Genomic DNA, 23,879 nt, shown 5'->3' with positions numbered 1-23,879 from the left:
GACTGGACTACCTACAGATTTTTATTAATTATATTCATAGTACCCTATAAATTAAATCATTTATATATTTAGGATAAATAATGAACCAAACCCAATTGGACATGTTATCTAATTCAGAAAAGGAATTCTTAGAAGTAAATGGATATCTTAATCTCGGACAGTTACTAACTGGGGCAGAGGTATCTGCTATCAATGAAAAACTAAAAAAACTTCTGGAGGCTGAAGGTGAAAATGCGGGTTCTGAATTGGCCGAATCGAAATACATTCGCCATCCGAAAGAAGAAGGTGCCGACCGTTTAGCCGATTTGGTGAACAAAGGATCAATTTTCGACCAATTCTATACACATCCAAGGGTTTTAGCGGGTATATCTGCGGTACTTGGTGATTCGTATAAATTGTCATCATTGAACTATCGAGCCGCTAAGCCCGGTAAAGGCTTACAAAAACTACATGTCGATTATAAAAATGCGGTGGTTGCCAATGACTACAAGGTATGCAATTCGATTTGGTTATTGGATGATTTTACTACGGATAATGGGGCCACCCGAATTGTACCGGGCACCCATAAGTCAGACAGATTACCTGATGAGGTCATGAAAGATCCTAACCTTTCGCATCCTGAAGAGATTTTAATAAATGCCCCCGCCGGATCGGTGTTTATATTTAATTCACATGTATGGCATGGCGGAACCGAAAATCGCACCTCAAATATAAGACGCAGTATACACAGCTACTTCTGCACTAGAGACCAACCCCAACAAATTGACCAAAGAAAGTATCTAACTCAGGAAACCAGCAATAGACTAAGTGTCAGAGCCAAGGAGATACTTGATGTATAATATTTTCACTAGTGCATAGTTATAGTATGACCGACCACATACACTACAAACTTTACAAACCTTTTGGAATGCTCAGCCAGTTGAGTTCCAATGACCCTAAGCAAATCAGAAAAAAAAGATTTCTTAGCGAGCTATTTAAATTTCCAAAGGCCATTATGCCTATCGGACGCTTGGATGAGAAGTCAGAAGGATTATTATTAATGACAACCGACGGCGTATTGAGTGATACGATCAATCGATCTGGAATTGAAAAAGAGTATTATGCCCAGGTTGATGGCCTAATTTCCGATGAAGCAATAGAAAAAATAAAATCTGGAGTTGTTATCGGTATTGGAGGAGACAAATACATGACAAAACCTTGCATAATTCAAAAGATACCATCGCCAGAACTGCCAAAACCAAGCATTAAACTACGAATTGGAGTTCATCGACCGACTTCTTGGGTGAGTATTACCCTCAGGGAAGGCAAATTTAGACAAGTACGAAAAATGACCGCAGCAGTGGGGTATCCCACTGTGCGGTTAATTCGTATTCGAATAGGTGCTGTTAATCTAGAAGGATTACTACCGGGTCAAATAGAGAAATTCGACCATTTACCGGAAGTAATTCAGAAAAAGTAAATTCTATATCTTTTTAACACGAACAGCGTTCATGCCTTTCATTCCTTTTTCAAGTTCAAAAGAAACTTTATCATCAATATCGACTTCATCTATCAGTCCACTTACGTGAACAAAATATTTCTCTTGATCTTCTGAATCGATTATAAAACCGAAGCCTTTTGAAAAATCGAAATAGGATACTTTACCTTTTCGTACCGGGTCGAATTCTTCTTCATCACCCTCTTCCTTTTTGGGGATACCCAACACAATACTTTCGGCATCAACTTTAACTTTTTCAGATGGATCTGGTGGAGTATCCACCAAGTTGCCATTGTGGTCAACGTATGCAAACGGAATTCCACTAGTTTCTTTAGATTCAGCCTTTCTAGCCTCTTTTTTCTTTTGTTTTTCTTCTCTTTTTTTAAGACGTTTTTTTTCTTTTTCCGTCTTGTTGTAAGTCTGTTGCGATCTTGCCATTCTTTAATTTTGCTTTACGCCCATAAGGTATGCAAATAATTTGATCCTTTTGTACAATTTAGGCAAAGAAATATTGGGCATAACATCGTGCTGTGCGATGAGATGCTAAAACGAACGAAAGTGCCTGATAAAGGGAGAAATTGTTTGTGTCTCTGAAAAAGATATTGTTTTCAACTAAAAATAAACACCTACATTTTGGTGTTTAGACGCTTTTCAATTTTCTTTTTAATTACGGTAAGTCTTTTCATAACATCCATAAGAGTTTCGTCTTTGGTAGTTTTGTAAACTTCGTTAATAGAAAGAATAAGTTCTTTGGCTTCACGAGATGCGTTGATTCTATCACTTGTTGTCATACCTGACCACTTTCTATTTTCAAAATCAGCAGCTCTATGTAGTAAGTCCATATGTTTATGATTAAATGTTAACACTCCCATTTAAGGAGCGCTGCGTTCGGAACGCAAGGTACAAATTGTGTTTTTTCTGCATATTGGCTTTAACAAATGTTTAAATTAAGGGTGAAATTTTATAATATCCAAAAATATGAACTGTTGATAAGAAAGATTTGAGGTGCAGATGAAACCTATAAACGAATAAATACAGCTCCTACCCCCTATTCTGTAAGGTCGAACAATTAATTTGTAAATTTGATTTTTGTGATTATCCTCCAAAAAATTTAGTAAAACATTTATATTCAAAATAGCATGCAACTTAAGCACTACACATTTTTTTGGTTCGTTTTAACATTTTGCATGATTAGTTCTTGTTCAAGTGATGGTGATGTACCCATGACACCGAATCCCGAACCAGAGTCTCCCACACCGAGTCCAGATTCTCAACCTGAACCCGAACCCGAAGAATCCATTATTGAAGTTAATGCCATACCCTCTTCACCGCAAAGACTAGGCGATGCAACCGTTGGATACGAATATTTGATATCAGGTGAATATATGAGTAGCGGGGTGCCATATGAGGCCTATATAGCTGCTAATGGAGAAGATGACCGCAACCTGTTAAATAGGTCAGGTGATAATGCTAAAATAATATACGATTATACGGTAGCTACCGCTTCAAATGGTGTTCGGGTTGTTTCACCCAACTGCATGTCTTGCCACGCCGGTTTTTTAAATGATGAACTTATCGTAGGACTGGGCAATCATTCTGGGGATTTCACCGTAAATCGGGCCAATAATATTCAAGTGGTAAGTTCGGCGATTTCGGCAATTTATGGTCAGAATAGCGATGAGTGGGAAGCTTATGATCAATTTAGAAAGGGCATAACAGCAATTGGCCCAAAGACGATTACCGAAACACGGGGTTCAAATCCTGCCGATAAAATAACACAGGTTTTAGTGTCGCATCGTGATAAGAATACCTTAGAGTGGTCCGATGAACCTTTTGTTGAACTTGATAATGAAGTGATACCCACAGATGTGCCCGCTTGGTGGTTGTTGAAAAAAAAGAATGCCATGTTCTATCATGGTTTAGGCAGAAAAGATTTTTGTAAATCATTCATTGGATCTTCACTTTTAACCTTGACAGAAATTGAAAAAGCGGAGGAAGTAGATGAAAAGATGCCTGATCTATTGGCATATATCTATAATCTAGAAGCGCCATCTTACCCCTATGCCATTGATGCAGATCTAGCGGCCGAAGGTAAACCGATTTTTGAAGAGAACTGCGTAAAATGTCATGGTTCATATAGTGAAGATGAAAGCTACCCTAATTTAATGGTCTCTCTCAACACCATCGGTACAGATGCTGAACTTTCGAAAAGATACACGAGCCCGTCGGAACTCAATACTTATTTTATGGATTGGTTCAATAATGGATGGTTCGGTACATATTCGGTTCCGCTTGAATTTCTGGCAGAAGATGGGTATATCGCCCCTCCATTGGATGGTGTTTGGGCCACGGCACCCTATTTTCATAACGGTTCTGTACCTAATATTGCTGAAGTACTGAACAGTGAAGACAGAAGTACGTACTGGAGTCGCAACTATGATAGCAGCGACTACGATGATGTAAACTTAGGATGGAACTATACCGTAGAAACCAGCAAAAGAGATAAAAATACTTACGACACCACGATAAAAGGTTATAGTAACAGCGGTCATACCTTTGGAGATATCTTAACGGATACTGAACGTTTGGCACTTCTCGAATACCTAAAAACTTTGTAATACGCTTACCTTACTAGAGGATAAAGAAAAAAGGGTCGAATGTATGCACATTCGACCCTTTCTGTTTTTCTAAGATTGAAAACTAACGGTCAATCCTTCAAAGAAACTTCGTCCTCGGTTCCATCAGGATAGATTACTGTTGCTACGGCATCACATTCACCTTCACCGAAATCAACATCGACTTCGAGCCCGTTTTTATTCAAATTCATCATACCTTTTCCGAAATGCTCACATCCGAACTCAGCTTCTAATATATCGGTTATATCTACAATGTAGGTATTGCCGTTGGCTTTCAATATCCATTCTCCATCTACGGTAAATGACCCATCTTCGAAATCTTCACTAAAAACAAGAGCAACAGTTTTAGTTCCTTCTTCATCTACCTTTGAACCATCTTCAAGAGTTATGGCCAAATCACTTTCTACCGTCCAACTAACGGATTGGCTTTCATCATTGCCATGAACGATAAAGCTTCTTGTTCCATCGATGGCAAACTCACCTACCATTAAATTATCATAGGTAATACTAAAAGCATATTCATCTTCATCACCTCCATAAACTATAGACATGGCACCATTTAAAATTGCCCCGTCTTCTTCTATTTTACAATTATCGAAGACTAGGTTGAAACCAGTATCAGAATAGGTGGCTGTATAACAATCATCATCGGTTTTTGCTGTTTTACCACTTTTACCTGAATTGTATAGATTAGTAACCAACAGATCGGCTGCACTAGATACATCGTCAGTCTCAAGAATTGTTTTTAATTCGGTTTTTGAAACTTTGCTTTCATTTTCATAATCCAGTGCTTCTTCGGCGTCATCAGAACAACTAAAAAGTACCAGAGCTGCTGCAGAAGCAGTAAGAAGTCCTTTGGTATTCATAAATAAGTGTCGCATATTCAAAATATTAGGTTTATACTCTTAGAACGAGACACTTTCTTTGTTTAGTGTTCGAAACCATATAAATTGGACGAAATGCTCAATATTCAGATAGAAACATACTTGTTTATAAGAATATCTATCAACAATTTCTCAAAGAATCTTCAACAAATCTACTTTCCGATTAACATGGCATACTAATTTTGGTTTTCTTTACGTTTACATATCGTATACGATAAATGATATAGATATGGTAAACTATAGGGACAAGGTAAGAGAGTATTTACTTAAAGAAATGCAAAAAGGAACTTTACAGCCCGGTCAAAATATAAACTTAGCAGCTGTTTCAAGAACCATTGGGGTAAGCGTAACCCCGATTCGTGAGGCACTCACGCAGTTGCAACAATCTCATATTGTTAAAGCCATACCCTATCGCGGTTTTGTAATCGCAAAAGTGAGCCCTGAAGAGGCAAAAAATCTATATGAATTAGTAGCTCACTTAGAGGTTTTGGCTTTGGAGGAGTCACAATTTGATAATAAAGCCGTAGAGCAGTTAAAATTACAAAGAGATAACATTGCTCAAGCCGAAACTTCATTGAATCGGGTAATCGCCTATATGGAGTTTCACAGATTACTGACCAAAAATTACAATAACAGCGTTTTTCAACAGATATTAAAAGATTTAAAAACACGTGTATTCTTCTATGAGCGAGCGTTTATGGCCAATGATTCTTTTCATTATAACTCAAACGACCAACATGATGCCATCATCTCCGCTATTGAAGATGACAATATACCGTCGGCTGCGTTAGTTTTAAAAATGAACTGGATGATGATACAGAACTATCTGGAAAAGCAATTAGTGACCTTGTAAAGTGCTGTAAGGTCTGTAAATACTAGGTGTTTCGACATTTCATCATATAAAGAAAATGATATTGAATCACAAAATTTTCGTAAAGTGTTATAAAATCATATAATCTCGGCATAATTTTACTCCAAAATTCTGACTGTACATCGAAAGAAAACAACAATTTGATATTGTGGTCGTTAAATTGTAATTCAATTAAATTTTAAAAGATTATGGGCTATTTATCACCTCAAATCGAAGTTTTGGCTAAAAAGAAAAAGCAAGAAGTAAAATCTTTGGTAAAAAAAGAATACTCTTGCGGAATTTTTCAAGATTATGGAAATTTAGAGAATGGAGTGGCTTCGAAAGAGATAAGGAATTAATCTAGAGGTTTGCCGACCCTGTTTAACCCCCTTTTAAACTGCTGATTAAATTCATTAGGTCTTGTGGTATCTCTTGTTCCGTAAATTCTAGCGTATATACTTGTTCATTATCAGTGAGCGTAAGGTTATACTGCTGCCCATCCCTAAAAACCTTCTTGTCGCGCAAATTTGATTTCGAGATACGCTGAAGCGCCTTCAATTGCGTTAGGCTTATATCCGTTTCGCCTTCATATGTTCTCGCAAAACCTACGAACCCTCCTGTTATTTTAATTTTATAGTGCATCTCAAACGACAATTGGAGCAAGCCCTACTTCAGAAAAGCTTTTTGAAACCGCTTCCACTGCCCTATCTGAAATTCTTGAATCACTTGCCAAATCTCGGGCAACACTCACCAGAGTCTCGACCATATCATTGAAATTAGCAGTTCTCCATAGAGATTTTAAGGTTTCAAACCATATCAGGGCACAGTCATCTATACCAATCTCCAAACAGCTTAGGTAAAATGCCTTATTGGGAATGCCTGAATTGATGTGTACACCCTGGTTATCGGCCGTACCATTGTAATAATTGTCCATATGGTCGGGTTGCGTATCAAACTCATTTGCGGTACCAGGGGCTTTCATAGAGCGTATGGCGACTCCGGGGAATTCATCGGTTACCACAGAGTCACCAATCAACCAATCTGCCTCTGACAGGTCTTGATTGAGGTATTTCTGCTTTATAACAGTTCCAAAAACATCGGAAAAATGCTCGTTCAAAGCGCCTGATTGACTCTGATACTCTAGGTTGGCCAAGAATTGGGTAACACCGTGTGCCAACTCGTGCGCAACAACATCAATTGCACTTGCAAAATCAGTGAATTCTTTACCATCTCCATCTCCATACGTCATTTCATCTCCGTCCCAAAAGGCATTGTTGTAATTTTCGCCATAATGAATATTAGAAATGATATCCAGACCATTATCATCTATAGAATTCAATCCGAAAGTTTCTCTAAAGTAGTCACGAACAAAACCAGATGTGTCATAGGCTTTATCGGCCGTTACATCGCCTGTCACTTCTCCATTTTCTTTACGAACAAGGGTTACCCGCTGTTCATATTTGTTCTCGCAATCATATACGAAACGGTCGCCATCCCCTAGAATAGGGTTTCTAAGCAAAAGATGATTTAATGCAGTCTGTCGGCGCTCCGCTATTCTACCCGTATCGTTCAATGTCTTCTTGCAACTTACATTTCCTCGTTTTGCAAGCTCTTCTAGAATATGGGGAGGAATGATTTGACATTTTGTCTTACACATGGTAAATGATTTAGGAAATTACATATCTAATTTCGCACCTTTTATTACTAATGCAAAATAAAACTCGTTAACGCTTTCCTAAAAAGTTGCTTGATTTAATTATGGTGGAAAAGACTTGGGTCGAGATTTGGCATAAGCTTTAATGCATTTTTAAAATATACTTTCTCCAAGACTTCATCAGGTAAATCAAGACCATACATGGCCCAAAAAGCATGGTACTTTTTATAGTATGGAAAATATTCGTCATCAGTTTCCAAAACTCTAAAATAGGTTGGGAATTCTTCGGGTTTCCAGCTGTCTTTACCAAATAAAATACGGTCTTGGTATTTTATAAAAAAGGCCCTGGCATTCTTTGGTTGTCGCCCCAGTTCAGCAATTACGGCCGCAATACCAACATTCATGTTGGGTATATCATCGAGCAGAGCGGCCAGTTTTTCCAAATTATTCGCGTACCAGCCCATGTGGGCATTAATAAAATTCGTTTTCGGGTGTTTTTTAAACATTCGATGTTGTTCATCAATAATTTGTTGCCAAGGTGCAGGATCGGTGTCGGAACGCTTTCTTCGAGAATGTGTCTTTAGTTCAAGCCATCTTTCATTCTCCCCATTCATATCGTCCCAAAAAGATTTGGGGTCAGCGGAATGAATTAGAACAGGTATACCCAACTCACCACATTTAGCCCAAATTGGATCTAATCTTTTATCATCAACAGCGACCCTGTTGCCATCAACATCAGTATAGCGAAGGCCTAAGCTCTTGAAAATTTTCAGACCTTTAGCGCCGTTTTTTACGTCTTTTTCAAGCTGTGTGACAGCATTTGTCGTCCAATTGGGTTGCCCCACCCCCTCAAAGTCTATATTAGCAAAGACTACGAAACGATTAGGGAAACTTTCATTGATATTCTGTATTGAGTTTTTTAGACTTTCTCCCGAACCACCACTTAAGTTTACCATTACGGCTTCGTTAAGCATATCCATCTCGGCAACTAGCTGCGTCAGCTTATTCAATGACATATCGCGCTGGTGGCTATGTATATCGACAAACGGATATTTAGCTCGTTCTACCTTATGCTCCGGAACCACCAGAGTCGATTTCGGATTGTATTCTTCAAAGCCCATATCCTGGCTATACAGTATGGTACAAGAAGTCGAAATAAACAAAATAAAAAATTTTAATTCATTGTTTTTAAACGATTTAAATCTACTCATTTAATCTTTTGGTTAATTTTTTATAATCCACCTCGGTATCGATATCGGTTGCTTTTTTGCCCGGGTCTAATGAAAGAACTTCATGCCCAAATTGTTCAATAATCAACTTGGCACCATTGTCCTCTCCCAAATCACATAAACTTTCAAAGAATTTTTTATCAAAAAGCGCTGGAACACCAGCTCGTTTTGAGTATGCGGTAGCAATAATGAAATATGAAGTGGTATAAAAAGATTCTATCAAAAGGTTTAAATAAGCAGAATCTATTAAGGGTTGGTCGGCAAGCATCACCAAAATTCCGTCAAAAGTTTCCAATTCGATTAAGTGCTTGACTCCTTTGGCGAGCGAGCTTCCTAAGCCCGATTTCCAATTTTCGTTTTCGACAAAATCAACTTCCCACCTACTTATATTATCTTTAATCAATTGCGCATTGGCCCCAAGTACAACTATAATTTTATCAGACCGGCTATTTTTAGCTTGCTCAATAGCGTTTCCGATAAGATCAGACTTACCCCAAGATAATAACTGCTTAGGTCTACCCATGCGAGAAGAAGAGCCAGCAGCCAAAATTATTATGGCGATATTATTTACACTATGCAACATTAGCTATGAATTCTACCCGACTTGTCTTTAAGCATCATCGGTTCTTTCTGCCGGGTGACCGAAAGTATTTCAGAGATTATTGATATTGCAATTTCCTGAGCAGTCTCAGCACCAATATTAAGTCCCGAAGGACCGTAAATTATATCAAAAAAGGCATCGGTAACTTCAGGATAATGTTCTATGAACTCATCGAGAAGCTTCTCTCTTCTGCTGCTTGGCCCCAATAGGCCTAAGTACGCGGGACTACTTTCTTTAATTGCTAAAAAATACTTCAAGTCGCGCACATAACTATGTGTCATTAAGATAACTGCAGTTTGCTTGTCAATTGATTTTATTGACAACATTTCAGGTTCTACAGAAAGAAAATGTTCCGCTCCCGGAAAATCTTCAATAGTCTTTTCTTCGGATGCAGAAGCAACGATTGTTACTTCCCAACCCGCTAAAGATGCAAAAGAACACAATTGTACCGCGTCGTGTTCGGCACCAATTATCACTAATTTGAAACAGGGTACCATTTGCTGCTCAAACTTTTCTATATCTGAAGGTTCAACGAAGTTCGGTCTAAATGGGAATAGGTTATGCCCAAGAATAACACAAGAACCCAAGCTTTTGTCTTCACCGTCATTTTTTGTAAATGATGAACATACTTGAAATAGTTTACGGTTACTCAAAACCTCTTTAAACTTCTTTATAAATCTGTCTTCAGGTTTAAACGGTTCGATAAGAATATAAAGAACACCTTCACAGCCTAAACGGTACCTGCCATCGTAGGTCATCATTTTGGCTACATTACCTTCAAAAACACTCTGAGCCTGCCTCACTATTTCCTTTTCAACACAACCGCCGCTAACAGCACCTACCATTTTACCGTCGTGCCGAATAAGCATTCTCACCCCTGGTCTGCGATACGATGAGCCGTCTAATGCAACCACGGTGGCTAAGACGCACTTGACACCATCTTCTTTAGCTGTCAAATAGGCATTTATAATTTTTTTAAGTTCATGAGTCATTGCCAAAAGTTACGTAAATAACTAATAATAGCTTCATGCTAAATGTATTTTAATGATATCTAACATGAAACTATCTACGTCGTCAAGTCACGTCATATACCTATACATCTGACAAGAATTAATATAACCAGTCATTTCTTTCTCTACTAATATTTCATAATCGATTATAAATCTTAACCGAATTAACAATGTTTAACACTAAGTTTTATATAACCTTATACTTTAAATCTGTTTTCGCCGTTGTGAAGGTTGAACCATAAAATTTAGAAAATGAAATTTTCCTCCCAATTAGTCCTACTTTTTTTATCGATTCTTACTCTGGTTTCTTGTGGAAATGCAGATGATGATGTGAATTTCGCCCTTAATACCGGTGACGGACTTGGTAAGGGTGAACCTGTAGATGAATGCCTTGACCTCGGCGAAAATGATTTAACACTATCGATTCAAGATGAATACACGACCGCACCAGGCAAAGTTTCTATATTTTTCAAAGTCTCCGATAGTGAAGGAAACCCCGTTCCAGGATTAAGTGCCGATCAATTTACCATTTATGAGCAAGGGCGAAATGATGAGTGTTTCAATACGATTTCCACTTCGGAGTCTAAGGCCCGTATATCTCCGAATTCACAAATATTCAGTAATAATACCTTATTGGTACTTGACTTAAGTAATAGTGTTTTGAGCACAAGTCTCGAAGAGCTTAAAACGGCAAGTTTGAGTTTTGTAAACAATGTGATGCCAGAAACGACCCAAGAATCTTTTAAAATGGCAATCTATTATTTTGATGGTGAAGATGAATTACATGAGTTAAATGCCTTAACAGCCTCTAGAGAAGAGTTGACCGAATCGATTCAGGGTATTACCGACGACATTAGCCAAGATGTATCTACAGATCTCTATGGCGCAGTTATCAAATCATCGGATATCGCTTCAAACTTATTGATCGAAAGCACTAAGGGAGAAAAAATCGGTGCCGCCTCTGTTGTGATATTTACAGATGGTACGGATCAGGCATCAAGATATACTCAAGAAGATGCCCAGAAAAAAGTTGATAATGCCGACCCCAACATTTCATATTTTACGATTGGGCTTGGAGCCGAGATTGATGAACAAGTTTTGACCGATCTAGGTAAGACCTCTAGTGTTTTTGCCGGTAATAAAGATGAACTCGAAGATACGTTCAACGATATATCAGACTTGGTATCACAACGTGCGAACAGTTTTTATCTTTTTGAATACTGTAGTCCGAAACGTGATGGAAGCGGCAACAACAACCTGGCCATTCAAGTTAAGAACGGTAGCCTGCAAGGTGCCGTGCAGACTAAATTTAGTGCCAATGGTTTCACAGGTGGCTGTGAGTAATTGATTGAATTAAGTGCTAAAACTATTAAAGTGCCCATTTTTTGGGCACTTTTTTTATATCTACATATAGATAGTTTAATATTTCATTTTCAATGTTTTACATGGTTAAATCCTGTCATTTCTTTAATAGAACGATGGGGTCTTATGAGGTTCTTAACATCTGAAACGACTTGTCATGCGTATTTTATCAAGAATCATAACCATATTAAATATTAAAATTTACAAAATGAAGAAATCAATTATCTTAAGTGCACTTTCCATAGCCTTTTTGGCTTCTTGTGTTTCAAAGAAAAAGTATACCGCTTTAGAAACAAATCTTTCAGAAACCCAAAGTGCCTTAACTAAGACTCAAGTAGAAAAAGAAGAGTTGGAAGGTAAAATGGAAAAAATCGAAGCTAGAGTTACAGAATACAATGAGAAAATAAGCTCTTTGAAAGAGGTTAACGATAGCCAATATACAAGTGTTGACGATGTTGCTGTAATGAGCAACAACACAAAAGAGAAAATGAGAGCTACCTTATCTAAGGTCGATGCCGATAAATTGGCCGGCGCTCAAACTCTACAAGATTCGATGAACTTGGCTATTTCTTATAACCTTAAGCAGTCAATTTCCGATGAGGAAGATGATATCGATGTTAATATCGAGAAGACTGTCGTTATGATCAATATCTCTGATAAATTACTTTTTAACAGCGGTAGTTACAGAGTAAGTAGCAAAGCTGATAAAATCTTAAGCAAACTTGCCGAAGTAATCAATTCTGAGCCAAGTATGGAAGTTATGGTAGAAGGTCACACCGATTCTAGAAGTATTAATACGGCTATGTTTCGTAACAACTGGGATTTGAGTGTCAAAAGGGCTACCTCTGTAGTAGATATTCTTCAGAGCAAGTATAATGTGGACCCAGCTAAGCTTATTGCAGCTGGTAGAAGTAGCTATATGCCTTTAGTTGAAAACGATTCAAAAGATAATATGGCAAAAAATCGCCGTACTAGAATTGTGATTATTCCAAATTTGGACAAATTCTTTGCGCTTTTAGACGCAGAAACCTTATAATTGCACAATCAGGAGTTTGGTACCTGGTTAATAATCTGAAAAAAGGGAGAACTTTAGAGTTCTCCCTTTCTTTTTTCTGCAGTTCGTCGAAAATGTAGTACCAGAGGTAGGGATTGTTCTCATTTATTTGTTTCTTATAATAAGAACGCCCCAATTCTTATTCTTGTAAAACCTACATCCTAAAAGAGAAGCTATGCTTAATCTTAAAATTTGTTATTATGGATGTTCTGAACACTATTATTGAAAACAGTTCGCTAAACGGCATGCCCAAGTGGTATCAGGCACTAACCCTGAGTTTATTTATTTTTATAGCATCCATTGTGATGACGACTTATTATTTTTTGGTCACTAATGGATCTGACATGATTATACGATTTTCGTACTAGATGAAACTACATCTGCTCCTTAACGATAAATCATGGCATTTTTTACATCGCTTATCTTATCTTTTGAAAGGTCGATGAGGAAACCATTTACCACCGCATAGGAAATCTTTCCATTTTTTTCTAATATGAATGTTGGGTTTACCCCAACCTCAATATTAAAATCAGGTAATTCAAATTTTTCAGAAACGACATGAAATGGCATAGGAGACGAAAGTTTGTCTTTAGGTATATTGCGTACACGAACATACGTATAGCCCGATTTGAGTAATGACAATGGATCAAGGCTAGTGAGGGCTGCAAAATCATTTACAGTCATTGGGTACACTTTACCCGCCATAATTGTATAACCCGTTGCATCAAGTGTATCATAACCATAATACGTAGATAGGTCTCCGACATCTAAAATTCTGCTGCTATACCAGAAATCTTTATGTTTTTCTTTATCTACTTCAAGACGGTTTGCACCCACATCTATTTTATAGGTTTTTCCCAAGAGTTCGTAAGAAGCATTTGCAACTTTTAAATCAAAGAGTTTTCGGTCATTCTCAGGTATACTTTCATATTTTTCAAGAGATATATCTTTGTATGTTCCCTTGGCAATCGTATAAATTGCCGAAAGGATCGAAACATAATTCAATTTTCGTATTTCCTGTTTCTCAACATCTTGGGAATATCCGCCAGATTCAATTAAGATAGCACTGGTACCCCACTTTTGAATATTATCACCAAAAGCTCTGGGTTCAAAATCATCATTATATTTACCCACTTGCCCCGGTGCATATTTTTGAATGATATCGTTCATAAATGCAATAACCTTCATCGCATTCGCTCGAACTTCATTTATATCTTTTTCATAGTTATAAGCAGGCGCCAAATATGAGATGGTAGCGGGTTTATCGGTGCGTTCTGCATTATAATAAGTGCTTTGGTCATGTAGATTGAATCCGAAATCGGCATCAAGACTATCGCGAACTCTTTTAAGAGTCTTCCCCTCAGGCGATTGCAGACGAAGGGCATCGCGATTGATATCTATACCCAAACGATTTCTTCGTTGAAATACTTCGGCACCGTCAGGGTTGAGCATGGGTAGAAAGTGTAACGTACAGTTTTCAAGAATCTCTTTTTTCTCATTCTTAAAATCATCGCTGGCCAAAAAATTAAATATATCAAAGATAGCTTGCGTCGCGGTAGGCTCATCGCCATGCATTTGAGACCAAAGAAAGATCGATGTTTCCCCACTTCCTGTACTAATCAGAGACAAATCACGACCTTCTATCGATTCACCGACCTTGGCTACCGTAAACAAATCATTTTGACGGTAGTTTTCTATAAGTGGCTTTATCTGTGCATGTTTAATTCTACGTTTAGCGAGTTTAGGTTCTTTATATTTTTCATAGGTCTCATAAAGTGTAGAGGTGATGTCGCTATTTTGCGCATTACAAATCGATAAAGTAAACAAGAGAACTAGGCTGATTTTGATATTCATTGAACTTTTGAATTAATTTGGTACGGGTTGAAAATTAAGATTTTTGGTCGCTTTTCTTATCTTTTGCATAAAATCGCTACCGGGATCGGTCTTCTGCGTGCGATATCCATCATCTTTTTCTAACCAAAGCGGGTGGTCTTCAAAATTGGTATACTCATAATGCCCGATAAGATAATCGATATCATATTTATCCGATAGATATTTTACCAACCAAATATTCGATTCGAGTTGTGCATCTGTCAGAGGGGTTTCATCTGTGCCTCCCACATTTTCAATGCCTAATGCTGTGTGATTTAAGCCTATGACATGCCTGCCCATAAGGTGTTCAGGCATAAGACGATATATTTTTCCGTCTTGATCTATCAAGAAATGTGTAGAAACGTTCAAACCGCTCACCCCTTTAATATCAGGGCGCCAATTGGGCAATGTAGACTTTTCAAAAGCTTCAAACGAACCCTCCAACGTGGGAATGGCCGTCCAATGAATTACGATCATCTTGGGATTGATAATGGGCTCTTCCTTTACTATACCGTATCTCTCACTCATATATTCAGAGGTCAATTGAATTCTAGCTTCGTCAAATACAATCGGTTTATCTATAATGGTTTTAGAACTAGCGCAAGAAATGAGAGTAAAGCACAATATGAGTTGAACGATTAATATCTTCATGATTATTACTTGCTGTTTGTTACAGAGTCTTTTTTGACCCGATAATATATTTTCACCTTTTTTCTGCCCCACTCTCGAGCTTTTTCTACATTCAGACCCATATAAATATCAATTTTATTTCGCCACCGATAGTGCATTTTATCTTTGACCAAATAGATACCATCAAGACCTTCGATTCTCACTTGGGTATTGCGCTCAATACCTAATCGCATCAAATCTCTAGAAACAGCTATCGCTTTTAACTCTGGTAATAGGGTATCTCCCCATGCAGCTATACTAGGTTGCCCATCGGTTTGAGCTACCGTAGAATTATAAGCTGATGCGGTTACTGTTCTCTCTTTCCAAATATAATTACGATCTGTCGTACTACAGCCTAGATTAAGTATCAAAACCAGCAAAAGCAATGACCCTATTCGGTTCATAATCTATTTTATAAGATTCTCAAGTAGCAAGATATCTAAATTTTCATTATTCCATCTTTCTTGTATTACTGTGAATATGAGATGCCTTAACGAATTTATTTTTTCAGCACCTCGTTATTTACCAGATACGGTATGGGCTCTCCTTTATATTTGGCAATAATATTCTGCGCTGCATAAACCGACATTCTATTTCTTGCTTCTTCAGTTGCAGAACCTATATGCGGTGTGACCGCAACATTTTCCATATCAAGAAGCGGATTATTTGGAAGCATCGGTTCAGGATCAGTTACATCTAAGCCTGCACCCCAAATTTCCCCATTCTTTAAGGCACGTATCAGATCGTCTTCTTTGTGTACTGCACCACGGGCCGTATTTATAAATATAGAAGTATTTCTCATTTTATTGAATGCCGACCGGTCGAAAGTATATTTTGTTTCATCGGTCAACGCACAATGTGCCGAAACAATATCACTTTCATTTAAAAGCTCATCAAAACTTACTTTTTTCGCACTCAACAAATTTTCTGCCTGCCGATTTTTACTTCTATTACAATATATAATGTTCATATCATAAGCACCTTTACAACGTTTGGCGAATTCTAGACCTATACGCCCCAAACCGAAGATACCCAATGTTTTCCCCTTCAACTCGACACCTAAATGGCCTTGCGGCTTAAAATGCTTCCATTCTCCTTTGGCTATCGTCTTATGCAAGTAAAACATGTTCTTTGAGGCTGCTAACAATAGGGCTAGAGCGGTATCGGCGGTAGCATCTGTCATCGAGTTGGGAGCATTTGCAAATGGTATGCCCAAGTTCGTTGCCGTTTCAACATCAATATTGTCATAACCTACGGCAAATTGTGATATAATTTGAAGATGAGAATTGGCCTTTAGAAAATCTGCATCCAATTTATAATTCATGGTACTCAAAAGTGCATCATACTTTTGGGTTTTCTGAAGAAGCTCATCTTGGGGCATAGGGTAATCTTCCGTCCATTTGGTTACGGAAATCCCTTCTTCTTTCATCATTTCAATTCCGATATCGGGTATGTTCAAACTAACTAATACATTCATACTCTACTAAATATTTCTACAGATTCACCTAAATTTTTTTCAGCTATTTTTACCATCACTCATTCAATTCTGACTAAGCCCTATGAAAGTAGTAAAAAGAATAATACTTCTCTTATTCGTAATAATTGCAATTGTCGCTTACACCCAATACCCAAAACTCAATATAATTTCGGGCTACGCCTCAAAAAATATGGCGTCGACCCTATTTCTGACAGACAGAAACGCTGAATCTGTAACACTTAATGATAATGATGTTCCATTGATTAAGCTAGCCGATGTCGAAACTACCAATGAAGAGGCCGAGGCTTCCGTTTTTGGGCTAATGAAACGTAAGTCGGTTTGTTTAGATGGTCTTGGATGTATTTTGATTAATGAGGATTATGATTCTAAAAATATAATACCTAAGCCAAATAGAAAAAGTTCTAAGTCTAATCTGCCTTTTCCGTATGGTGATAAGAATGTGAAAGATACCGTGTTTCAGAATGTAAACTATAATCTACTAGAGTCAGCATTGGATAAGGCATTTTCATCTCCTGAAATACAAAAAACCAGAACCGTATTAGTTGTACATAAGAATCACATTATCGCCGAACGCTATATAGACGGGTTTACTGAGCAGACGCCTGTACTCGGTTGGAGTATGACCAAAAGCGTTTTGGCCACCCTGTACGGTATTTTAGAATACCAAGGTCGAATAGATTTGAACAAACCTGCACCTATTAAAGAATGGCAAGGCGATAGTCGAAAGAACATCACAATCAACCACCTTTTGCGCATGCAAAGCGGTTTGGCTTGGGACGAAGATTATACTTCAATGTCTGATGTGACCCGAATGTTATTTTTAGACTCTGATATGACTGCGGGTCAAGCGGAAAAGGAAGCATTGGCGGAACCAACTGAAATATGGAATTACTCTTCTGGCACTTCAAATCTCCTATCCGGTATTTTACGAGATCAATTTGATAGCCATCAAGAGTATATCGATTTTCCGTACGCTGCTCTAATAGATAAAATTGGCATGCACTCAATGTTGATGGAAACGGATCAAGCGGGCAATTATGTTGGTTCTTCGTATGCCTGGGCCAATACTAGAGATTGGGCAAAATTCGGCTTACTATACCTAAACAACGGCAATTGGAACGGTCAGCAGCTTTTCGACGAAAATTGGGTATCGTATGTAACGAAACCCACTGCACATTCTGATGGTACTTATGGAGGTCATTTTTGGCTAAATGCCAACGGGAAATTTCCTGATGCCCCAAGGGACATGTACTCGGCCAACGGGTATCAAGGCCAACGGGTATTCATTATACCTTCTAAAGAATTAGTAATCGTTCGTACGGGTTTGGCCGAAGAACCGGATTTCAGTATCAACAATTTTTTGAAAAATATTTTGGCCGCGATCGACTAAACTCTTAGAAAAGTATACGAAAAAGTCGAGCTGAAACCGTTAAAAGAACAGTTTACAACATGTTTTGTCTAATCTCTCAACATAATTTTTCAAACCTTGAGCCGACTGGCTAAGTTTACTTCATAAATAAGAAGTGTTATTTTTTCATTTTCATATAGTGTGTTCTCAAAAAAAGAGCCTTCCATTATCGGGAGGCTCTTTTTGATTATATCGGTTAAACTTCATTCTTTAGATTTAAGGTATCCATTTGTCTTTACCAAAGTCGGGCTTTCTTTTTTCTAAAAATGCATTTCGGCCTTCTTTGGCTTCATCGGTACCATAGGCCAATCTTGTTGCTTCTCCAGCGAAAACTTGTTGCCCTACCATACCATCATCCGTCAGGTTCATCGCAAATTTTAGCATTTTGATTGAAGTAGGTGATTTTTCTAAAATTTCTTGGGCCCACTGATAAGCTGTATCTTCTAATTCTTCATGGGGTACGACTGCATTTACCATTCCCATTTCATAAGCTTCTTGTGCAGAATAGTTGCGACCTAAAAAAAATATTTCACGAGCTTTTTTTTGCCCGACCATTTTTGCTAAATACGCAGAACCGTAACCTGCATCAAAACTAGTGACATCGGCATCGGTCTGTTTGAAAATAGCATGTTCTTTGCTGGCCAGCGTCATATCGCAAACCACGTGCAAACTATGCCCGCCGCCCACGGCCCAACCGGGAACGACTGCTATAACTACCTTGGGCATAAAGCGAATCTGTCTCTGAACTTCGAGAATGTTCAAGCGGTGCATACCATCTTCACCAACGTAACCCTGGTCACCCCTAGCCTTTTGATCGCCCCCGCTACAAAATGAATAAATACCATCTTTTGTAGAAGGCCCTTCGGCAGAAAGTAATACCACACCTATCGAAGTATCTTCTTGAGCATCATAAAAAGCTTTATAAAGTTCGCTTGTTGTCTTAGGTCTAAAGGCGTTTCGAACATTTGGTCGATTAAAGGCAATTCTGGCTACCCCATGACTTTTTTTATAGGTTATATCTTCGAATTCTATGGCCGTTCTCCAATTAGGTTGATTCTTCATCTAAGCGTATTTATGACTTTGCAAAATACCATAATTGCCCATAATTATACTATACATTAACAAAGAATTTTCATAAACATGTTTTAGAAATCGATTATAGCAAAAAATTTAGAGGTTGATTTTAACAAAGAAGAAAGATTAACAATCTATTTTTCATGTATTTACAAAAAAACTTATTTTGGTTTTAGTAAATAATTAACAGGTGATCACTTACTCATCTAATTGTGTAAAATCAAACAATCAACGGTACTGAAATTGAGAACTATTAAATTATTTTGCACTATATTAGTGGTACACATTACACTTATTAAATTTGACTTGTTTGAAATCGGAGGAAAATCTTGCCCCACCCCTCTCTTCTCTTTAAATATGGATAGATAGTGGAAAACAACTGTGCCGGACCAAATTTATCTTCAAATGAAATTTATGCCTTAGCTAGAATAGGTCATTGGCAGTTGAATGTTGAAACAAGAATTTCAATATTAGATGATGTATCTTGCCTTATTCTCGGCGTACCTAAGGGCAGTCGACTATCTGACGTTGAAAGTGAACTTTATTATCAAACTAAAACAGATAGGGAAAAAGTAAGTGTACTGATAGAAAACCTAATCAAAACGGGAAAATCTTTTAAGGTAGAAGTACAGCTAAAAAAACCGGACGGTAAATTCATTTGGGTACTTATAGCGGGATCAAGCGTAATCGAAAATGATAATTGTGTTCGAATAGATGGCCTTCTTCAAGATTTGACACAAATAAAAGATCTTGAGAAAAGTTTAAGACAAAAAAATCAAATAATGAACGTTGCGCAACAAAAGGCCCAATTAGGGCATTGGCAGTGGGATTATAATACCAATCTGGCCACTTGTTCAGAAAACATGTCTCAATTGTTAGGTCTTGAAAAAAATTCTGAATTGACCCTAAGCTCACTCTTAAAAGATGTACACCCTGAAGATTTAGAAAGTGTTTACGCGTCTTTGGATAAGACGATGAAATTAAAATCTTATCAAAGTTTTACCCATCGCTTATTAATTGATGATGAGGTCCGCTATATCAGAGTAATCGGAGAAGTGAATACCGATAATAATGGAAATATTACATCTATATTAGGTATTTCACAAGATATTACAGAACAACAGCAATTTGAAGGTACCTTACTTAAAAAGAATCATCTTCTTAACTTGGCTGAACAAAAGGCCTCAATGGGCCATTGGTATTGGCAATCGGGCACCAAAGATCTTATGGGTTCGAAAAACTTATTTCGACTCTTTGGCCTAGACTTTCAAAATGAGCGGATTAGAATAAAAAAACTTTTAAATTTTGTTCACCCCGAAGACGTAGACCAGGTTAAGCGATTCACTTTAAATGCTATAAAAAATAAGAGGGTCGATAGTTTGGTCTTTCGCATAGTATTAGATAATGATCAAGTTAAAATTGTAAGGGCTACTGGTGAAGTTTACGTTAGTAGAGATAATGAAATAGATGAAATACTAGGCATTTTTCAAGACATAACGGCACAACGTGCCCAAGAAACGAAATTTAAAAATCTTTTAGATTCTGCACCTAACCCTACCTTTATCGTCAGACATGATCGAACCATTGACATGATCAATGACGAAGCTCAGAAGTTATTTGGTTACCAACCAGAAGAGATTGTGGGTCAATCAATGCGTAAGCTCTTTCCAAAAAGGTTTCATTCAATGGGAAACGCTCTGAGAAAAAATTTTTTCAACAATCCAAAAGTTCAAGTGGTAGACCTAGGGAAAGATTTAATGATGATTACCAACAAAGGTGAAGAAATACCGATTCACATAACTATCGGCCCAGTTTTTACCGATAATGAAGTGTTCGTCTCAATAGTGGCCAGAGATATTACCAAAGAGAAACGTGCAAAACGAAAATTGTTAGAGGCAAAGGAAAGTCTAGAAGTCTTGGCCAAAGAGTTAAAATCTCAAAATCAACAGCTTGAAGATTTTTCGCACATTACGACGCATAATCTCAGGGCACCGGTCAATAATTTGAACGCCCTTTTAAAATTACTTAAAGTGGCCAAGAATGAAGAAGACAAAGCAGTCTTATTCGAAAAGCAAGAAAAGGTAGTTAATCACTTAACCTTGACATTGAATACACTAGTAGATTCTTTAAAGGTAAAAACCTTAGAATCTATACATCTAGAAAAACTATGCCTAAAAGAGGTCTTAGAAAAAACACTTGAATTATTAACTGCAGAAATTGAAAGAACGGGTACCGTTATCAAGGGTGAATTCTCAGCAATAGATTATGTTGTTTACAATAAAATCTATTTGGAAAGTCTGTTCTTGAATTTAATAAGCAACTCCATTAAATACAAACACCCGGATAGAACACCAGAAATTCTGATAACCTCGCAAGTATCTAACAGCGGACAAGTAAAGTTACATTTTACCGATAATGGACTGGGAATGGATTTGGATAGATACGGTAGTAAACTCTTTAAAATGAACAAGGTATTTCATAATCATCCCGAAGCGAAAGGTATCGGACTTTATATGACCAAAACTCAACTAGAAGCTTTAGGTGGCACGATTACCGCCGAAAGTGAGGTCGGTAAAGGCACCACCTTTGAAATTATATTTAAGAACCAAAAAGAAAACTGAGCTTCACAGGTTCGTTAAGCATGCCTGTTTTATGAGCAAACTTAGAATGTAATATTAACGAATGGTATAACCGGGCTGGTGTAAACACTCTCGTCTTCTTTATATAGCACATTATATTTAACCCCTAAGGCTATTTTATTGGTGATATTTAGCCCTGCACCCACAAATAAAATCGATTCCCAAAAATTATCTTTTATATCGCCAGTAACGGTTTCTTGTTTTGTATTAACGTTTAGTTCCGCAAACTCGAGCAAGGTCGTTAATTTAGGTGTCGGAGAATATTGGCCTATAATATTGGCCCCAATAGTTGTTGTGCTCTGAACATCTTTAATCGCAGTATAATTGCCTTGCAGCCCCGCTCCAATACTCATTTTATTACTCACAGCATACATTAAATTGGGTGAAAGGCCAATATTAGTACCACCAACAAAACTCAGTCCGAACCCGCAACCGAATTTCAAACGTTTGTTTACCACATTGGCGCTATCTTTTACAGCAATTTCCGTTACTTGTGAATAGCTAACATCGCACAAAAAAACAAATAATAGTGATAGGGATACTTTAAGTAAAAACTTCTTCATTTTCAAATAAATTAATGGTTTATAAATTGGTTATTAGTGTTCTGGGGTCAAGATATAGTTTTTCTAGTAAAAAATTGAGTTCTAATAATTTGTAATGAAGAAAATGAATATTAAATGTGATTGTTTTAATTATGGTTGTCAGATTTCCTATTTTTTTCTTCAATCCATTTGGCCATATATTTAGTGGCTAATGAACTATGATGCTGCAGCAATACACCCGTTAAGTTTCGACTTCGGTGCTGCTCTAAATCGGCTTGAAGTTCATGTATTTTGAGCATCAATAAGCTTTTATGATATTGATTGTCAAATACCTCATTGATTATAGAAATACCATTTGATTGGGCTTTTAACCATTCTTGCTTGTCTGTATAGAGCTTGAATGCTGCATTTGCTATGTTCTCCGCCGATTCACAAATTAGACCGCCCCAAGGTAAGTTTGAATGCATGCCTTCCGCGCCTATGGGTGTAGTTACGCTCGGTGTTCCCGTTTGCATGCCCAAAAGTAGTTTTCCTTTGATGCCCGCACCAAATCTTAGTGGAGCTAGATTTACTCTAGCCAACGCCATTTCAGATTCGGCATCAGCCACCCACCCCTTAACTAAAAAACCTTCATTAGAGTTGTGCATCTGCTCTATTTGTTGTGGTAGGTAGGCACCGTAAACTGATAATTGAGCTTTAGGTAAAACAGTTCTAATTTTAGGCCATATTTCATTTTTGAGCCATCGCAGTGCGTCTAGATTGGGTTTATGTTTACCATTGCCTATACTGATAAAATTATGTCTTTTATAATATGGGGTCCAATTTGCTAAATCAGATTCTTTAATCGGGTTTACGAAAAAAGGTAAATGATGAAGCAAGCTTTTATCAATGTTGATTTCTTGTAACAGTTTCATTTCATAACTGGAAATAATCAAAGACAGATCACACCGGTAAATACTGGCTATTTCGCGTTTGGCAACGTCTTCTCTAAGCCAGTTTTCAATAGAAAATGATTGACTTGATTTTAAATTTTTCTCCCTTATATACCTTAATGAATGTAAATCTTCAGTATCTAACACACGTAAAGCTTTAGGGACAAATTCGGCTACACGCCAACCAAACTGTTCTTCTGTGAGAAATCGATCAAAAATGACGATATCTGGTCGAAGTTGGGTCAAAAATTCATCAAAACTAGAATTATTTAAAAGTATATTCTCGGTATCGACCCCCATATTCTTCAATTCTAAAGAACGCTCTGATTCTTTAGCGGTACTACCGAATACAATTCGATAATTTTGATTTAGAAAAAAGGAAAGTAACTGTAACATACGGTTTCCCGCAGCAGTTGAGGTTGGCTCTGGCCAAGTAAAGCCAATAATAAAAATGCAACCTTCTCGCATTAGAAATTAAAAGACTGGTT

Annotated in this window: 25 protein-coding genes; 10 read left to right on the top strand and 15 right to left on the bottom strand. The window is 37.5% G+C overall.

Annotated features, from left to right (window positions below):
• Positions 1-101: 101 nt before the first annotated feature.
• Together IV512_RS02665 and IV512_RS02660 are read left to right on the top strand one after the other, a co-directional pair.
• Positions 102-839, top strand: coding sequence for a phytanoyl-CoA dioxygenase family protein (locus tag IV512_RS02665; RefSeq protein ID WP_209400339.1), 738 nt, complete (start codon positions 102-104; stop codon positions 837-839).
• A gap of 26 nt (positions 840-865) precedes the next feature.
• Complete coding sequence (locus tag IV512_RS02660; RefSeq protein ID WP_209400337.1) at positions 866-1,459, top strand: pseudouridine synthase; 594 nt, start codon at positions 866-868, stop codon at positions 1,457-1,459.
• Positions 1,460-1,462: 3 nt separating this feature from the next.
• On the opposite strand, the gene IV512_RS02655 is transcribed toward IV512_RS02660, so the two are convergent.
• Positions 1,463-1,915 (bottom strand): cold-shock protein, encoded by a 453-nt coding sequence (locus tag IV512_RS02655; RefSeq protein ID WP_209400335.1) that lies wholly within the window; start codon positions 1,913-1,915, stop codon positions 1,463-1,465.
• A gap of 188 nt (positions 1,916-2,103) precedes the next feature.
• Positions 2,104-2,319 carry a hypothetical protein gene (locus tag IV512_RS02650; RefSeq protein WP_100868627.1) on the bottom strand — a complete coding sequence of 72 codons (216 nt, stop codon included), beginning with the start codon at positions 2,317-2,319 and terminating at the stop codon, positions 2,104-2,106.
• Positions 2,320-2,664: 345 nt separating this feature from the next.
• On the opposite strand from IV512_RS02650, the gene IV512_RS02645 reads away from it, so the two are divergent.
• A complete protein-coding gene (locus tag IV512_RS02645; protein ID WP_209400333.1) occupies positions 2,665-4,095 on the top strand; it encodes a c-type cytochrome in 1,431 nt (476 codons plus the stop codon).
• 89 nt (positions 4,096-4,184) lie between these two features.
• Here the strand turns inward: IV512_RS02645 and IV512_RS02640 are convergent, their stop codons facing one another.
• The gene (locus IV512_RS02640) at positions 4,185-4,994 is read right to left on the bottom strand and encodes a hypothetical protein (RefSeq protein WP_209400331.1); all 810 of its coding nucleotides are present in this window, start codon (positions 4,992-4,994) and stop codon (positions 4,185-4,187) included.
• 232 nt (positions 4,995-5,226) lie between these two features.
• On the opposite strand from IV512_RS02640, the gene IV512_RS02635 reads away from it, so the two are divergent.
• Positions 5,227-5,850, top strand: a complete 624-nt coding sequence (locus tag IV512_RS02635) for a GntR family transcriptional regulator (protein ID WP_100868630.1) — start codon at positions 5,227-5,229, stop codon at positions 5,848-5,850.
• Between the two features lie 206 nt (positions 5,851-6,056).
• Complete coding sequence (locus tag IV512_RS02630; RefSeq protein WP_209400329.1) at positions 6,057-6,206, top strand: hypothetical protein; 150 nt, start codon at positions 6,057-6,059, stop codon at positions 6,204-6,206.
• Between the two features lie 22 nt (positions 6,207-6,228).
• Here IV512_RS02630 and IV512_RS02625 read toward each other — a convergent pair whose 3' ends face one another.
• The 5 genes from IV512_RS02625 to IV512_RS02605 all read right to left on the bottom strand — a co-directional run bounded on the left by IV512_RS02625 (position 6,229) and on the right by IV512_RS02605 (position 10,323).
• Complete coding sequence (locus IV512_RS02625) at positions 6,229-6,489, bottom strand: protealysin inhibitor emfourin (protein ID WP_209400327.1); 261 nt, start codon at positions 6,487-6,489, stop codon at positions 6,229-6,231.
• Between the two features lies 1 nt (position 6,490).
• A complete protein-coding gene (locus IV512_RS02620; protein WP_100868632.1) occupies positions 6,491-7,504 on the bottom strand; it encodes a M4 family metallopeptidase in 1,014 nt (337 codons plus the stop codon).
• Positions 7,505-7,599: 95 nt separating this feature from the next.
• The gene (locus IV512_RS02615; RefSeq protein ID WP_209400325.1) at positions 7,600-8,712 is read right to left on the bottom strand and encodes an amidohydrolase family protein; all 1,113 of its coding nucleotides are present in this window, start codon (positions 8,710-8,712) and stop codon (positions 7,600-7,602) included.
• Positions 8,705-9,313, bottom strand: a complete 609-nt coding sequence (locus IV512_RS02610; RefSeq protein WP_209400323.1) for an NTP transferase domain-containing protein — start codon at positions 9,311-9,313, stop codon at positions 8,705-8,707. Before IV512_RS02610 ends, IV512_RS02615 begins: the two co-directional genes overlap by 8 nt.
• On the bottom strand, positions 9,313-10,323 hold the full coding sequence (locus IV512_RS02605; protein ID WP_209400321.1) for an XdhC family protein: 1,011 nt from the start codon (positions 10,321-10,323) through the stop codon (positions 9,313-9,315). Before IV512_RS02605 ends, IV512_RS02610 begins: the two co-directional genes overlap by 1 nt.
• Positions 10,324-10,593: 270 nt before the next feature.
• Here IV512_RS02605 and IV512_RS02600 point away from each other — a divergent pair, with 270 nt between their 5' ends.
• The 3 genes from IV512_RS02600 (at position 10,594) to IV512_RS02590 (ending at position 13,125) form a co-directional block, all read left to right on the top strand.
• Positions 10,594-11,685 (top strand): VWA domain-containing protein, encoded by a 1,092-nt coding sequence (locus tag IV512_RS02600; RefSeq protein WP_209400318.1) that lies wholly within the window; start codon positions 10,594-10,596, stop codon positions 11,683-11,685.
• Positions 11,686-11,911: 226 nt separating this feature from the next.
• Positions 11,912-12,739 carry an OmpA family protein gene (locus IV512_RS02595; protein WP_209400316.1) on the top strand — a complete coding sequence of 276 codons (828 nt, stop codon included), beginning with the start codon at positions 11,912-11,914 and terminating at the stop codon, positions 12,737-12,739.
• Between the two features lie 218 nt (positions 12,740-12,957).
• Positions 12,958-13,125 carry a hypothetical protein gene (locus IV512_RS02590; protein ID WP_209400314.1) on the top strand — a complete coding sequence of 56 codons (168 nt, stop codon included), beginning with the start codon at positions 12,958-12,960 and terminating at the stop codon, positions 13,123-13,125.
• 19 nt (positions 13,126-13,144) lie between these two features.
• On the opposite strand, the gene IV512_RS02585 is transcribed toward IV512_RS02590, so the two are convergent.
• The 4 genes from IV512_RS02585 to IV512_RS02570 form a co-directional block, all read right to left on the bottom strand.
• Positions 13,145-14,611 carry a M14 metallopeptidase family protein gene (locus IV512_RS02585; protein WP_209400312.1) on the bottom strand — a complete coding sequence of 489 codons (1,467 nt, stop codon included), beginning with the start codon at positions 14,609-14,611 and terminating at the stop codon, positions 13,145-13,147.
• Between the two features lie 12 nt (positions 14,612-14,623).
• Complete coding sequence (locus IV512_RS02580) at positions 14,624-15,280, bottom strand: peptidoglycan recognition family protein (RefSeq protein WP_209400310.1); 657 nt, start codon at positions 15,278-15,280, stop codon at positions 14,624-14,626.
• Between the two features lie 5 nt (positions 15,281-15,285).
• Positions 15,286-15,702, bottom strand: coding sequence for a 3D domain-containing protein (locus tag IV512_RS02575; protein WP_209400308.1), 417 nt, complete (start codon positions 15,700-15,702; stop codon positions 15,286-15,288).
• Positions 15,703-15,797: 95 nt separating this feature from the next.
• A complete protein-coding gene (locus IV512_RS02570) occupies positions 15,798-16,775 on the bottom strand; it encodes a D-glycerate dehydrogenase (protein WP_209400305.1) in 978 nt (325 codons plus the stop codon).
• Positions 16,776-16,857: 82 nt separating this feature from the next.
• Here IV512_RS02570 and IV512_RS02565 point away from each other — a divergent pair, with 82 nt between their 5' ends.
• Positions 16,858-18,186: a serine hydrolase gene (locus IV512_RS02565; protein ID WP_209400303.1), complete on the top strand. Its 1,329-nt coding sequence runs from the start codon at positions 16,858-16,860 to the stop codon at positions 18,184-18,186.
• Between the two features lie 234 nt (positions 18,187-18,420).
• Here the strand turns inward: IV512_RS02565 and IV512_RS02560 are convergent, their stop codons facing one another.
• The gene (locus IV512_RS02560) at positions 18,421-19,266 is read right to left on the bottom strand and encodes a 1,4-dihydroxy-2-naphthoyl-CoA synthase (protein ID WP_209400301.1); all 846 of its coding nucleotides are present in this window, start codon (positions 19,264-19,266) and stop codon (positions 18,421-18,423) included.
• A 380-nt stretch (positions 19,267-19,646) separates the two neighbouring features.
• Here IV512_RS02560 and IV512_RS02555 point away from each other — a divergent pair, with 380 nt between their 5' ends.
• Positions 19,647-21,899, top strand: coding sequence for a PAS domain S-box protein (locus IV512_RS02555; protein WP_209400299.1), 2,253 nt, complete (start codon positions 19,647-19,649; stop codon positions 21,897-21,899).
• A gap of 41 nt (positions 21,900-21,940) precedes the next feature.
• On the opposite strand, the gene IV512_RS02550 is transcribed toward IV512_RS02555, so the two are convergent.
• Positions 21,941-22,480: a hypothetical protein gene (locus IV512_RS02550; protein ID WP_209400297.1), complete on the bottom strand. Its 540-nt coding sequence runs from the start codon at positions 22,478-22,480 to the stop codon at positions 21,941-21,943.
• A 125-nt stretch (positions 22,481-22,605) separates the two neighbouring features.
• Positions 22,606-23,787: a glycosyltransferase gene (locus IV512_RS02545; protein WP_371743248.1), complete on the bottom strand. Its 1,182-nt coding sequence runs from the start codon at positions 23,785-23,787 to the stop codon at positions 22,606-22,608.
• Positions 23,788-23,879: the final 92 nt, after the last annotated feature.

The sequence above is a fragment of the Pseudozobellia sp. WGM2 genome (assembly GCF_017810075.1).
Lineage (GTDB): Bacteria > Bacteroidota > Bacteroidia > Flavobacteriales > Flavobacteriaceae > JADNYK01.
Note: the sequence above shows the minus strand (reverse complement) of the source record. Positions and strands in the feature narration are given on the sequence as shown.

Excerpts from the sequence above, each read along its gene's own strand:
- IV512_RS02630 (WP_209400329.1), top strand. The coding sequence starts at position 6,057 with ATGGGCTATTTATCACCTCAAATCGAAGTTTTGGCTAAAAAGAAAAAG.
- IV512_RS02600 (WP_209400318.1), top strand. The coding sequence starts at position 10,594 with ATGAAATTTTCCTCCCAATTAGTCCTACTTTTTTTATCGATTCTTACT.
- IV512_RS02585 (WP_209400312.1), bottom strand. The coding sequence starts at position 14,611 with ATGAATATCAAAATCAGCCTAGTTCTCTTGTTTACTTTATCGATTTGT.
- IV512_RS02615 (WP_209400325.1), bottom strand. The coding sequence starts at position 8,712 with ATGAGTAGATTTAAATCGTTTAAAAACAATGAATTAAAATTTTTTATT.
- IV512_RS02660 (WP_209400337.1), top strand. The coding sequence starts at position 866 with ATGACCGACCACATACACTACAAACTTTACAAACCTTTTGGAATGCTC.
- IV512_RS02560 (WP_209400301.1), bottom strand. The coding sequence starts at position 19,266 with ATGAAGAATCAACCTAATTGGAGAACGGCCATAGAATTCGAAGATATA.
- IV512_RS02550 (WP_209400297.1), bottom strand. The coding sequence starts at position 22,480 with ATGAAGAAGTTTTTACTTAAAGTATCCCTATCACTATTATTTGTTTTT.
- IV512_RS02655 (WP_209400335.1), bottom strand. The coding sequence starts at position 1,915 with ATGGCAAGATCGCAACAGACTTACAACAAGACGGAAAAAGAAAAAAAA.
- IV512_RS02590 (WP_209400314.1), top strand. The coding sequence starts at position 12,958 with ATGGATGTTCTGAACACTATTATTGAAAACAGTTCGCTAAACGGCATG.
- IV512_RS02605 (WP_209400321.1), bottom strand. The coding sequence starts at position 10,323 with ATGACTCATGAACTTAAAAAAATTATAAATGCCTATTTGACAGCTAAA.
- IV512_RS02620 (WP_100868632.1), bottom strand. The coding sequence starts at position 7,504 with ATGTGTAAGACAAAATGTCAAATCATTCCTCCCCATATTCTAGAAGAG.
- IV512_RS02645 (WP_209400333.1), top strand. The coding sequence starts at position 2,665 with ATGATTAGTTCTTGTTCAAGTGATGGTGATGTACCCATGACACCGAAT.
- IV512_RS02625 (WP_209400327.1), bottom strand. The coding sequence starts at position 6,489 with ATGCACTATAAAATTAAAATAACAGGAGGGTTCGTAGGTTTTGCGAGA.
- IV512_RS02575 (WP_209400308.1), bottom strand. The coding sequence starts at position 15,702 with ATGAACCGAATAGGGTCATTGCTTTTGCTGGTTTTGATACTTAATCTA.
- IV512_RS02640 (WP_209400331.1), bottom strand. The coding sequence starts at position 4,994 with ATGCGACACTTATTTATGAATACCAAAGGACTTCTTACTGCTTCTGCA.
- IV512_RS02635 (WP_100868630.1), top strand. The coding sequence starts at position 5,227 with ATGGTAAACTATAGGGACAAGGTAAGAGAGTATTTACTTAAAGAAATG.
- IV512_RS02665 (WP_209400339.1), top strand. The coding sequence starts at position 102 with ATGTTATCTAATTCAGAAAAGGAATTCTTAGAAGTAAATGGATATCTT.
- IV512_RS02650 (WP_100868627.1), bottom strand. The coding sequence starts at position 2,319 with ATGGACTTACTACATAGAGCTGCTGATTTTGAAAATAGAAAGTGGTCA.
- IV512_RS02580 (WP_209400310.1), bottom strand. The coding sequence starts at position 15,280 with ATGAAGATATTAATCGTTCAACTCATATTGTGCTTTACTCTCATTTCT.
- IV512_RS02595 (WP_209400316.1), top strand. The coding sequence starts at position 11,912 with ATGAAGAAATCAATTATCTTAAGTGCACTTTCCATAGCCTTTTTGGCT.
- IV512_RS02570 (WP_209400305.1), bottom strand. The coding sequence starts at position 16,775 with ATGAATGTATTAGTTAGTTTGAACATACCCGATATCGGAATTGAAATG.
- IV512_RS02565 (WP_209400303.1), top strand. The coding sequence starts at position 16,858 with ATGAAAGTAGTAAAAAGAATAATACTTCTCTTATTCGTAATAATTGCA.
- IV512_RS02545 (WP_371743248.1), bottom strand. The coding sequence starts at position 23,787 with ATGTTACAGTTACTTTCCTTTTTTCTAAATCAAAATTATCGAATTGTA.
- IV512_RS02610 (WP_209400323.1), bottom strand. The coding sequence starts at position 9,313 with ATGTTGCATAGTGTAAATAATATCGCCATAATAATTTTGGCTGCTGGC.